10 protein-coding genes are annotated in these 12188 nt (G+C 71.0%); 7 read left to right on the plus strand and 3 right to left on the minus strand.

Annotated elements, in window-relative coordinates:
• Window positions 1-8 precede the first annotated feature (8 nt).
• Window positions 9-1121, minus strand: coding sequence for a sterol desaturase family protein (locus tag WMF22_RS32910; RefSeq protein ID WP_438032347.1), 1113 nt, complete (start codon window positions 1119-1121; stop codon window positions 9-11).
• A gap of 364 nt (window positions 1122-1485) precedes the next feature.
• Here WMF22_RS32910 and WMF22_RS32915 point away from each other — a divergent pair, with 364 nt between their 5' ends.
• The 7 genes from WMF22_RS32915 (at window position 1486) to WMF22_RS32945 (ending at window position 9962) form a co-directional block, all read left to right on the plus strand.
• Window positions 1486-3150, plus strand: a complete 1665-nt coding sequence (locus WMF22_RS32915; protein ID WP_437293917.1) for a glycoside hydrolase 5 family protein — start codon at window positions 1486-1488, stop codon at window positions 3148-3150.
• Between the two features lie 77 nt (window positions 3151-3227).
• Window positions 3228-4319 (plus strand): D-xylose ABC transporter substrate-binding protein, encoded by a 1092-nt coding sequence (gene xylF / locus WMF22_RS32920; protein WP_437293918.1) that lies wholly within the window; start codon window positions 3228-3230, stop codon window positions 4317-4319.
• A gap of 305 nt (window positions 4320-4624) precedes the next feature.
• The gene (locus WMF22_RS32925) at window positions 4625-5740 is read left to right on the plus strand and encodes an aminoglycoside phosphotransferase family protein (protein ID WP_437293919.1); all 1116 of its coding nucleotides are present in this window, start codon (window positions 4625-4627) and stop codon (window positions 5738-5740) included.
• Window positions 5737-6273, plus strand: coding sequence for an adenylyl-sulfate kinase (locus WMF22_RS32930; RefSeq protein WP_437293920.1), 537 nt, complete (start codon window positions 5737-5739; stop codon window positions 6271-6273). The genes WMF22_RS32925 and WMF22_RS32930 overlap by 4 nt, the downstream gene beginning before the upstream one ends.
• 14 nt (window positions 6274-6287) lie before the next feature.
• Window positions 6288-7889 carry a protoglobin domain-containing protein gene (locus WMF22_RS32935; protein WP_437293921.1) on the plus strand — a complete coding sequence of 534 codons (1602 nt, stop codon included), beginning with the start codon at window positions 6288-6290 and terminating at the stop codon, window positions 7887-7889.
• Window positions 7890-7962: 73 nt separating this feature from the next.
• Window positions 7963-8394: a response regulator gene (locus WMF22_RS32940; protein WP_437293922.1), complete on the plus strand. Its 432-nt coding sequence runs from the start codon at window positions 7963-7965 to the stop codon at window positions 8392-8394.
• Window positions 8395-8567: 173 nt separating this feature from the next.
• The gene (locus WMF22_RS32945) at window positions 8568-9962 is read left to right on the plus strand and encodes a sigma-54-dependent transcriptional regulator (RefSeq protein WP_437293923.1); all 1395 of its coding nucleotides are present in this window, start codon (window positions 8568-8570) and stop codon (window positions 9960-9962) included.
• Between the two features lie 192 nt (window positions 9963-10154).
• On the opposite strand, the gene WMF22_RS32950 is transcribed toward WMF22_RS32945, so the two are convergent.
• Both WMF22_RS32950 and WMF22_RS32955 read right to left on the minus strand, forming a co-directional pair.
• The gene (locus WMF22_RS32950; RefSeq protein WP_437293924.1) at window positions 10155-11273 is read right to left on the minus strand and encodes a branched-chain amino acid aminotransferase; all 1119 of its coding nucleotides are present in this window, start codon (window positions 11271-11273) and stop codon (window positions 10155-10157) included.
• A gap of 177 nt (window positions 11274-11450) precedes the next feature.
• Complete coding sequence (locus WMF22_RS32955) at window positions 11451-12104, minus strand: MBL fold metallo-hydrolase (RefSeq protein ID WP_438032348.1); 654 nt, start codon at window positions 12102-12104, stop codon at window positions 11451-11453.
• Window positions 12105-12188 lie beyond the last annotated feature (84 nt).

A 12188-nucleotide genomic window follows, 5' to 3' on the forward strand; every position in this document is an offset into this window, starting at 1 on the left:
CAGGCGGCTCACGCCGGCGAGATCGGCAGTTCCTTCGGAGAGCTCGCGGCCGCCGCGCCCTGCGCCGGCAGGCTCGGCCCGTCGAGCAGCGCTCCGACCTCCGCGAGCGCCGCGAGGAGGACGGCCGCCCCCGCCCACAGGGGGCCCGCGGCCATGGCCGGCGACGCGTGGAGGTACGCGATCGCGCCGAGCAGCGCTGCGAGGAAGAGCGCCGCGGCGAGCGCGCGCGCCCGGCGGGGGCGCGCCACGTCGTGAAGGACGTAATCCGGGTCGGTGCGCAGCGGGCCGCCGTCGGGCGCAGTCGCGGTGGACCGCCACTCCGGCGGCCGGAGCCAGACAAGCAGCTTGCCGGAGAGGCGCGGCTCCGCCGCCGCCATGCGCGCGAGCCTCCGCCACGGGTCGACGTTGGCGCGCAGCGCGCTGAAGCTGGCCAGCGGCTGGACCACGCCGTACCGCGGGGCCGCCCCCTCGGCGCAGAAGGTGCCGAACAGCCGATCCCAGACGATGAGCACGCCGCCGTGGTTCCTGTCGAGATACGCGGAGTCGACGCCGTGGTGCACGCGGTGATGAGATGGCGTGTTCAGCACCCACTCCAGCGGACCGAGGCGGCCGACGAGCTGCGTGTGAATCCAGAACTGATAGAGGATGTTCAGCGTATACGTCGTGACGACCATCCCCGTGGGGAAGCCGAGCACGGCGAGCGGCCAGAAGAACGGCCAGTACAAGGCCCGCTGAAGCCAGCTCTGGCGCAGCGCGACCGAGAGGTTGTAGTCCTCGCTCTGGTGGTGGACCGCGTGCGCGGCCCACATGAAGTTCACCCGATGGCTCGCGCGGTGCGCCCAGTAGTAGCAGAAGTCGACCGCGACGAAGCAGGCCGCCCAGCTCCACAAGGCGCCCTCCGGCAGCCGCGCGAGCGCGGCGCGCTCGAACAGGAAGAGATGGACGAGGACTCCGCCGCTCACGACGGAGACGATGACCTGCTGCCCGACCCCGCACGAGAGGTTGGCGAGCGCGTCGGAGAAGCGGTAGTCGCGGCGCCCGCGGCGGCGACAGAGCCAGAGCTCGACGCCGATGAGCGCGAAGAAGGCCGGCACCGCGAACAGGATCAAGCTCGGCGACATCCCCCGTCCTCCATGGAGCCGCCGCGCGGCGGCTCGGCTCACGCCCGCCCAGTCTAGCCTGGAACCCCCGCGCCGCGCCCGGAGACGCACCACGCGAGAGGCGCCACACCAGCCGACCTCTTCCCTGTTGACGCTGAACCGTTTAAGTGGTCTGCCACGAGCCACGCCGGCGCGCGAGCGACCACCCGGAGCGGAGATTTGTATCGTCGCGGAATCAGGGGGAGCTCACCGGTGCCGCCGGCGATGCCACCCCGCGACGGTGGCGCAGCAGCTCGGCAGATCCCTGCGAACCGGACGCGCGCTCCGGGCGGCAGGGCTCGGCCATCCGTGAGGAACGACACTCGAACCACATAAGGAACCGACCATGAAGAAGACCTTCTTGCTCGCTTTGGGTTTGCTCTCCCTCGCCGCGTGCTCCTCCTCCGACCCGGCGGACCCCGCGCCCTCCGGCGGCACGGGCGGGTCCGGCAACACCGGCGGCGGTGGAAGCGGCGCCACAGGCGGGAGCGACGCCACCGGCGGCGGCGGAAGCGGCGCCACAGGCGGAAGCGACGCCACCGGCGGCGGCGGGGACGGAACCGGCGGCGGCCAGGAGCTCGACTGCGCCCAGCAACCGGAAAAGTGCTACGTCCGCGCCGAAGGTAGTAAGCTCACGCTCGACGGGAAACCGTACAGGTATATGGGCACGAACTTCTGGTCGGCTCCTTACATCAGCCGCGAGCGCCTGCGCACCGAGCTCGACATCCTCGAGGCCCACGGCGCCCTGAACCTCAGGATCATGGCGCTCAGCGAGGGCGACATCCCCGCGGCGCAGCAGAACGATCAGCAGTACGGCCCACAACGGATCTTTCCGGCATCGTCCGACAAACCGTGCGCCGATGCGCAGCTCGAGGCGTTCGCCGACAACCTGGTGACGGTGCTCGACGAGATGCACAGCCGCGGGATGAAGGCGGTGATGACCCTGAACGACTTCTGGCACTGGTCCGGCGGTATGCCCCAGTACATGAAGTGGGCTCACGAGCAGCCGACCCTCTCCTGCGGAGAGGACTTCAGCGCGTACCAGGTCGGCCTGACCCACCCCACGACGGGCGCTGCCCTGCTCGCGGCGGACCACCACGTGCCGTTCGCCGGCTCGATACGGTTCCAGGAGGGCACAGGCCAGGACTGCCAGGCCGTGGCCATCGGCGCGTGGGCCGTCCCTCACTCGGGCACGCTCGATCCGAGCACGAACCCGTGGCCCGACCAGATGGATCTCTCGTCGCTGTTCTTCTGCAACAAGAAGGCCCAGGAGTTCTACTTCAGCCGGGCCAAGGTCCTGATCGAGAAGCTCAAGGATCATCCGGGGATCATGGCGTGGCAGCTCGGGAACGAGCCGCGCTCGTTCAAGGGCTGGGGCCCGCTCTTCAAGCTCTGGGTCGAGAGGAACGCGAAGTTCATCAAGGACATCGACCCGAACCACCTCGTCTCCATCGGCTCGGAGGGCGACCTGTCCTATAACTGGGGCGACTACGCCAACAGCGATTACAGGGCGTTCCACGACGTGCCCGGCATCGATTACCTCACCTTCCACGTGTGGCCCGAGAACTGGGAGTGGTACGACCCGTCGCTGCCGATGGACAGCGCCGCCGACAAGGGGCTCCTGGCCGCCATCACCAAGAGCAACGGGTACATCGACGCGCAGCTCGCGCACGCCAGGGAGCTGAACAAGCCGATCGTCGTGGAGGAGTTCGGGCTCGCCCGGGACGACAAGTCCGAGCCGGTCTCGTCGCCCGTCGCCAAGCGGAACGAGTATTACGCTTCCATCTTCGACGCCGTCGTCGAGAACCCGGAGCTCGCCGGCGTCAACTTCTGGGCCTGGGCCGGGGTCGGGAGGCCGTCGGACGACGGCAACGACTACTGGCTCCTCGGGAACGACTACATCGGCGATCCGCCCCATGAGCTCCAGGGGTGGTACTCGGTGTACGATGACGACACGGAAACCTTGAATCTTATCATGAGCTACGCCGACCAGCTCAACTCGACGCAGTAGCGCCGGCGGCCAACACAGAGCCCCTATCCCATTCATCTCACGCGGAGGTCACCTTGATTCGTCGCTCCACCTTTCTCATGGCGTTGTTCTCGCTCGCGTTCTCGGCCGGCTGCTCGAAGCCGGATGAAGGCGGCGCGAGCGCGAACAAGCCCGAGGCAACGGCCGCCAAGGGTGCGGAAGCCAAGGGCCCGGAGAAGAAGAAAGACAAGATCACGATCGGCTTCTCCATGGATACCCTGAAGGAGGAGCGGTGGCAGCGCGACCGCGACCTGTTCAAGGCGAAGGCCGAGGCGCTCGGCGCCCAGGTGCTCGTGCAGTCCGCGAACAGCGACGACGCCCTCCAGAACTCGCAGGCGGAGAACCTGCTCACGCAGGGCGTCGACGTGCTCGTGGTCGTGCCCCACAACGCCAAGACGACCGCCACCATCGTCGAGTCGGCGCACAAGCAGAAGGTGCCCGTCATCGCGTACGACCGGCTGATCCTCGACTCCGACCTGGACCTCTACGTGTCCTTCGACAACGTCAAGGTGGGCGAGCTCCAGGCCGATGCCCTCGTGAAGAAGTTCCCGAAGGGGAACTACATCCTCATCGGCGGCTCCCCGACCGACAACAACGCGAAGCTCTTCCGCGAAGGGCAGATGAACATCCTGAAGCCGCTCATCGACAAGGGCGAGATCAAGACGGTGGCGGACCAGTGGGCCAAGGACTGGCAGCCGGTCGAGGGGCTCAAGATCACCGAGAACGCCCTCACCAAGAACAACAACAACGTCACCGCGGTCGTCGCGTCGAACGACGGGCTCGCGGGCGCGGCCGTCCAGGCCCTCGGCGAGCAGAAGCTCGCCGGCAAGGTCGGCGTCTCGGGACAGGACGCCGAGCTCGCCGCCTGCCAGCGGATCGCGGCCGGCACCCAGAGCATGACCGTCTACAAGCCGCTCAAGCTGCTCGCCGAGAAGGCCGCCGAGCTCGCCGTCAAGCTGGCGAAGAAGGAGCCCGTCGGCGAGAAGACGCAGACGGTCAACAACGGCAAGAAGGACGTCCCGAGCGTGCTCATCACGCCGGTCGCCGTGGACAAGGACAACCTCGCCGCGACGGTGATCGCGGACGGCTTCCACAAGGTCGAGGACGTCTACAAGGACCTCCCCAAGGACCAGTGGCCGGCGGCCAAGTAGGCCTCCATCGGGACATCCGAGCCCCGGCGAGCGACCCCACCAGGAACACGTCGCTCGCCGGGAGACCACGCCGCTCCACCCACCGACGATCGACACGGGACGGCGCACGCCTCGCGCGGTGACGCACGTCCTGCGAGCCCGCCCGGCGCTGCCCGCGCCCACCGCCGCCGGCCCCGGCCGACGCAGCGCGCCGGCCATGGCCCCGCGCTGTAGGGCCCGGCGCATCGGCGGGGCGGCCTGCTTCTTGCCGCTCTCGCGGTTCCGGCGACCCCGTCGGGATCTCACCCCGCCCCCTCGAGGAGACCATGCGCGCGCAGGCAGCCCTGTCCGAGACCGATCTCTCGCGCCCGATACGCCAGCTCGTCGAGGCCGTCGTGCCGGGCGCGCAGGTCGTCGAGATCGCCACGCTGGGGCCGGATGCCGGCTCGAACCACGATCGGACCGAGAAGTCCGCCGGCTACGGCGTCCCCCGCCGGATCACGGTGATGAGGCCGGATGGCTCGACGCAGCGGCTGGTCCTGCACACGTCGACGGCGGACCCGTTCGGACACGACCGGCGATCGGATCGGGCGGCGGAGGCGCTGCTCGCCTTCGACACCGCGGGATCGATCCCGGCGCACGTCGAGGTCGTCGACGTCGGCGCGCTGACCCACGACCATCGCCTGGTGTCGCTGCGCGACGCCGGCGAGTTCTATCTCCTGACCACGTACGCGGAAGGGCAGGTCTACGCGACGGATCTGCGCCGGATCGCCGGCGAGCGCCGCGCGGGCCCCGAGGATCTGGCGCGCTGCGAGGCGCTCGCCAGGTACCTCGTCGCGCTCCACGCGGCGCCCGGCGCCCAGCCGGGCAGCTACCGCCGCGCGGTGCGCGATCTCGTGGGCCTCGGTGAAGGCATCTTCGGCATCATCGACGGCTATCCGGACGACGTGCCCGGCGCGCCGCCCGAGCGGCTCCAGGCCATCGAGCGGCGCTGCGTCGCGTGGCGATGGAAGCTCCGCGGCCGGGATCACCGGCTGGCCCGCACGCACGGCGACTTCCACCCGTTCAACATCGTGTTCGACGGGTCGTCGCGGCTCGCGCTGCTCGACACGAGCCGCGGATCGCAGGGCGATCCCGCGGACGACGTCACCTGCCTCGCCATCAACTACGTCTTCTTCGCGCTGGACGCGCCTGGCGCGTGGGAGGGCGGCTTCCGCGCGCTGTGGCGGCGGCTCTGGGAGGTCTACCTCGGATCGAGCGGCGCCGCGGGGCTGCTCGACGTGGCGGCGCCGTTCCTCGCGTGGCGCGCGCTCGTGCTGGCGAACCCAGCTTGGTACCCCGCGGTCACGGCGCGGGCGAGGGACGCGCTGCTCTCCTTCGTGGAGCGCGCCCTCGACGCCCCGCGCTTCGATCCGGACGACGCCGAGGGGCTCTTCGCGTGAGCGGCGGGGTCGTCTGGATCACGGGGCTCCCGTCGTCGGGCAAATCCACGCTGGCCGCGCGGGCGCACCGGGCGCTGCTCGGCGAGGGGCGGGCGAGCTGCGTCCTCGACGGGGACGAGGTGCGCGACGCCCTGGTCCCGCGGCCCGGCTACGACCCGCGCGCTCGCGACGATTTCTACGAGACGCTCGCGCGCCTCGCGGCGCTGCTCGCGCGCCAGGGGCCGATCGTGATCGTCGCGGCGACGGCGCACCGCCGCGCCTACCGGGAGCGCGCCCGCGCGCTCGCGCCGCGGCTCATCGAGGTCTACGTGGACGTCGCGCCGGCGACCTGCAGGGAGCGCGACCCGAAGGGGCTCTACCGCGCGGCCGGCGCCGGGGAGATCGGCGCGCTCCCGGGCGCGGGCGCCGACTACGAGGCGCCGCTCGCGCCGGAGCTCGTCGCGCGCGGCGGCGAGGACGAGGCGGCGCTCGCGGCGCTGCTCGAGCGCGCGAGATCCTGGTCCGCCTCGGCGGGGGCGGGGGCGGGGCCGTGATAGACACGGTCACCATGCCCGCGCAGGAGACGCTCTTCGACGAGATCAAGCGGTACGTCCGCTTCAGCGAGGAGGACGAGCGCTGGCTCGCCGCGCTCCGCGCGCACGCGGAGCCGCACTTCCCCCGCATCGCCGACGAGTTCTACGATCGCATCCGCGAGCACGAGGGCGCGCACGACGTCTTCACCGGCGAGGAGCAGGTGGAGCGGCTCAAGCGATCGCTCGTCCGCTGGATGACGCGCATCTGCACGGGGCCCTACGACGGCGCGTACTTCGACGAGAGCGCGAAGATCGGGCGGATCCACGTCCGGGTCGGCCTCCCCCAGCGGTACATGTTCACGGCGATGACGCTCATCCGGCTCGCGTTCCACGAGATCGCCCAGGGCGCGCTCGGCGCGGAGGTGATCCCGGTCAGGGCGGCGGTGAGCAAGGTGCTCGATCTCGAGCTCGCCATCATGCTCGAGACGTACCGCGACGACTTCCTCGCGCGCGCGCAGCGCACCGAGCGCCTGGACCGCGAGGAGGTCGGCCGCACGCTCGCGCGCACGGAGCACCGGTACAAGAGCGCGGTCGAGCTGGCCCGCGTCCTCGTCGTGGGCCTCGACGCGCAGGCGATCGTGCGGCTCTTCAACCGGGAAGCGGAGCGGATCACGGGGCTCGCGCGCGAGGACGTGCTCGGGGCGCCGTTCGTCGAGGCGCTCCTCCCCGAGGAGATCCGCGCGGATCACGGCGCGCTCGTGGAGGACGTCGCCGCGGGCCGCCGCCCCAGCGTCGATCTGCTGGAGAGCATCGTGCGCACGCGCTCCGGCAAGATCCGCGATCTGCGCTGGCAGCTCGCGTACGCCCCTTCCGCGGCCGACGACGAGGTGGTGCTGTTCGCGATCGGGCAGGACACGACCGACGAGAACGCGCTCGCCGCGCGCGTGCGCCAGAGCGAGAAGCTCGCCGCGGTGGGGACCCTCGCGGCCGGCCTCGCGCACGAGATCAGGAACCCGCTGAACGGCGCGCAGCTCCACGTGACCTTCCTCGAGCGGGGGCTCGCGCGCGCCGGCCTGAAGGACCCGGACACGCTCGAGGCGATCCAGGTCGTCCGCGACGAGATCCGCCGCCTCTCGGCGCTCGTCAGCGAGTTTTTGGACTTCGCCCGGCCGCAGCCGCTGCACCTCCGGCCGACGCCCGTCGTCCCGCTCTGCGAGCGGGCGGCGCGCGTCGCGGCGTCGGCGGACGGCGCCGGCGCGCAGGCCGCGGTGAAGGTCGACTTGCCCTCGACCGACATCGTGCTCGACCTCGATCCCGCGAAGATCGAGCAGGTCCTCTTGAACCTGCTCCGCAACGCGATCGAGGCGGTGGACGCGGCCGGAGGCGGCACGGTGACCCTCCGCGCGCGGCGGCAGCCGCGCCACGCCGTCGTCGAGGTGGAGGACGACGGCCCCGGGATCGCGAGCCCGGACGCGCCGATCTTCGATCCCTTCTTCTCGACGAAGCCGAACGGCACCGGGCTCGGGCTGGCGATCGCCCACCGCATCGTCACCGATCACGAGGGGACCATCGAGTTCCAGAGCCGCCCGGGGAAGACGCTCTTCCGCGTGACGCTCCCGCTGCGCCGCTCCGGCTGACCTCCGCCGCTCTCCTGTGGCCGCGCGCGGCTGCGGCCCGAGGGCTGGCACGCAACTTGGTAGAGATCCGGGCGTGGAACCGCGCAGCACCGAACAACCGCTGATCCTGCTCGTGGACGACGACGTGCAGAGCGCTCGCCTCCTCGAGCGCCTGCTCGAAGAGGACGGCTTCCGGGTGGAGCTGGCGACCGACGGCGCGCTCGCCATCGCGCGGCTGGCCCGCCGTCCGATCCCGGACATCCTGGTGACCGATTTCCGGATGCCCCACGCCGATGGAATCGCGGTCGCGCGCTACGCGAGATCGCTCCGGCCCGATCTCCCGCTGTTCTTCTTCACCGGGTATCCCGACCTCGTGGCGCGCCTCGGGCGAGGGCTGGAGCCCGCGGCGGTTGTACACACGAAGCCGATCGACTACATCGCCCTGAGCGACGAGCTCCGCGCCACCGCGGACGCCGCGCTCGCCAGCGCGACCCGGCCGAGCTCCCCCTTCCCCTCCCCGGCCTGAGCAGGGGGCGCGCCAGGCCTGGCGAACGCCTTGCGCCCGCGTGCAACGGCTGCGGCGCCCGTCGGCTGCCCCGGCGCGGCCCTCCCCGCCGGCGCCCTCGAGCCGCGCGGCCGCGCCGCCGCCGAACGAGTGTCGCAGCGCCTCGCGGACACGGTATGTTCGGAAGGAACGATATGAACGCTGAGAAGAGGCAGAGCTCGAGGGTGCTCGTCGTGGACGACGAGGCGAGCGCGCGCTCGGGGCTGGAGAAGCTGCTGCGCCAGGAGGGGTATACCGTCGACGCGGCGGCGGACGGCGTCGAGGCGGTCGAGGTCGCGGCGGAGCGGCCGCCGGACGTCGTCATCACGGATCTGAAGATGCCGAGGATGGATGGGGTGGCGCTGCTCGGGAAGCTGCGCGAGCAGGATCCGGCGCTGCCGGTGATCGTCGTCACCGCGTTCGGGGACGTGACCTCGGCGGTGCTGGCGATGCGGGCGGGGGCCGAGGATTACCTGACGAAGCCGGTCGACTTCGACGCGCTCCTCCTCACGCTGGAGCGCGCCCTCGAGCGGAGCGCGCTCCGGGTCGAGGCGGAGAACCTCCGCCGGCAGCTGCGAGAGCGCCAGGGCGAGGGCGTGGAGGGGCTCATCGGGACGAGCCCGGCGATGCAGAAGGTCTACCGGATGGCCCGGCAGGTGGCCGGCGCGCGGGCGACGGTGCTCATCACCGGCGAGAGCGGCACGGGCAAGGGCGAGCTCGCGCGCGCGATCCACGCGAAGGGCTCGCGCGCCAAGGGGCCCTTCGTGACCCTGCACTGCGCGGCGCTCGCGGAGTCCCTGCTCGAGAGCGAGCTGTTCGGCCACGAGCGCGGCGCGTTCACCGGCGCCGACAAGCGGCGCATCGGGCGGTTCGAGCAGGCGCACGGCGGGACGCTCTTCCTCGACGAGGTCGGCGAGATCGCCCCCTCGACGCAGGTGAAGCTGCTCCGCGTCCTCCAGGAGAGGACGTTCGAGCGCGTCGGCGGGAACGACGCCGTGACCGTCGACGTGCGGCTCATCGCGGCGACGAACCGCGATCTCGCGGCGGCGGTGCAGGAGGGCCACTTCCGGGAGGACCTCTACTACCGGCTCAACGTCGTCCACATCGACATGCCGCCGCTGCGCATCCGCGACACCGACGTGCTGCTGCTGGCGAACCACTTCCTGCACCGGTTCGCGGCGGAGAACCACCGCAAGATCGAGGGGTTCACCGACGAGGCCCGGGCGAAGCTCATCGCGCACCGGTGGCCGGGGAACGTGCGGGAGCTCGAGAACGCGATCGAGCGGGCGGTCGTCCTGTGCGACGACGCGCGCATCGACGCGGAGCACCTCCCCATCGACGCGGCGCCGGTCGCCAAGGGGGCCCTGCGGATCCCGGGCGCCACCATGGCGGAGATAGAGCGCTATGCCATCCTGTCGACGCTCGAGGCGACGAACGGCTCGACGACGCGCGCGGCCGAGCTCCTGGACATCAGCATACGCACCATCCAGTACCGCCTGCACGAATACGGCCTGACGGCGAAGTCCAAGCGCCCGCCGGCGGCAGAGTAGAGCGGCTTCCGCTCTGCTCTGCACCATCCAGAGCAGAGCGGCAGCAGAGCGGCGGTCTCCCTCTGCACCCTGCCGAGCAGAGCGGCGGTCTCCCGCACAGGAGACGGGCCCAGATCGGCGTTTTCGGCGCGCAAGCGCACTCCTGTGCGCTGAGCACCGAAAACGCCGAGGTGGGCCCGTCTCCGAAGCGGCTCAGACCACGTCGTGCATCCAGCCGTGGCGATCGGGGGCGAGGCCGTGCTGGATGTCGAGCAGCGCCTCGCGGAAGCGCGCCGCCACGGGGCCCGTCTCGTTGTTGTGGATGGAGAAGGTCCCCTCGCGGGACTTCACGGCGCCGATGGGCGTGATGACCGCGGCCGTCCCGCACGCGAACGCCTCGGTCATGCGGCCCTCGCGCACCGCCGCGCGCCACTCGTCGAAGGTGACCCTGCGCTCCTCCGCGGCATAGCCGAAATCCCGGGCGAGCTGGATGATGCTGTCGCGGGTGATGCCCGGCAGGAGCGTGCCTGTCAGCTCGGGGGTCACGATCACGGGGCGCCCCCGCTCCTCGTAGACGAAGAAGATGTTCATTCCCCCCATCTCCTCGACGACGCTGCGCTGGACGGCATCGAGCCAGACCACCTGCGCGCAGCCCTCGGCAGCGGCGTTCATCTGCGCGAGCAGGCTCGCGGCGTAGTTGCCCGCAAACTTGGCCGCGCCCGTGCCGCCCGGCGCCGCCCGGACGAAATCCTCCGAGATCCAGACCGTCACCGGCTTCACGCCCTGAGGGAAATACGCGGCCGCAGGCGACGCGATCACCAGGAAATCGTAGTCGCGCGACGCCCTCACCCCGAGCGCCGCCTCGGTGGCGAACATCAACGGTCGGACATACAGGCTCTCGCCCACGGGCGAGGGGACCCATGCGCGATCCTGGCGGATCAGGGCGTCGACCGCGCCGACGAACAGATCGACCGGCATCTCCGGCATCGCCAATCGGCGGGCAGAGCTATTGAAGCGCCGCGCGTTCGCCTCCGGCCGGAACGTCTTGATGCGCCCGTCCGGCTGCCGATAGGCCTTGAAGCCCTCGAAGATCGCCTGACCGTAATGCAGCACCATCGCCGCAGGATCGAGCGTGATCGGCGCGTACGGCCGGATCTGCCCCCGGAGCCAGCCCCTGTCCGCCGCGTACGGGATCACGACCATGTGCTCCGTGAACACGCGCCCGAAGCCAGGGTTCTGCATGCGCTGCGCGCGCTCCGCGTCGCCGAGGGGATGCGGCGTGGCTAGGATCTCGAGATCGACCTTCGTGGCAGGCGCGCTTTCAGTGCTCATCGTGCTCGACTTCCGCGGCGGACAGCGGTCGACCCGGCTCGAGTGGGCCGACGCGCGTCATCGTCGCGCGGCATTTTTCGAAAGAATCCTGGCGGGATGCAAGCACTTTCTCGCGAGAAAGCACCGCGGCGACGTGGTGAAGCAAGCGCGCAAGCGAGCGTGCGAGCGGGCGGCGCGTCACGACCGCAAAAAGGGATTTCTGTCGCGCTCCTCGCCGATCGTCGTGGAGGGGCCGTGTCCTGTGACGACCCGGGTCGACGGATCGAGCGTGAGCAGCTTGCCCCGGATGGATGAGACGATCGCCCGCGAGTCGCCGCCCCACAGATCGGTCCGGCCGATGCTGCGCCGGAACAGGGTGTCCCCCGTGAACGCGACGGCGCCCGTCTCCGCGAGCACCAGGAACGAGACGCTGCCCGGCGTGTGCCCCGGCGTGTGGAGCACGTGCAGATCGAGCCCGCCCGCCTTCACGACCGCGCCGTCGTTCAGATCGCCGTCGACCTCGCACCGCTCCGGCAGCGCAATGCCGAGCATCGCCGCCTGGACGGGGAGCATGTCGTAGAGGAAGCGGTCGGCCTCGTGAATGCGGGCCGCGGCGCCGGACCAGCGCTGGAGCGGCGCCGTGGCGCCCACGTGATCGATATGGGTGTGCGTGTGCACGATGGCCGCGACCTTCGCCCCGGCCTGCTCGACGCGCGCGCGGATCGTGTCGAAATCGCCCCCGGGGTCGATGACCACGGCGCCCTTGCTCACAGGGTCGACGAGGATCGAGCAGTTGCACCCCAGCGGACCGACGGAGAACGTCTCGAGCAGCACAGGGCGAGCTTGTAGCACGCGGAGCCCCGACCTCCACGCGCGACATCGTCGCCGAGGCGGCGCCGCGAGCGCCGATCGACCACCGCCGCGCGCCGCCCGGAG

It is taken from the genome of Sorangium sp. So ce204 (assembly GCF_051526795.1).
Classification (GTDB): Bacteria; Myxococcota_A; Polyangia; order Polyangiales; family Polyangiaceae; genus Sorangium; species Sorangium cellulosum_B.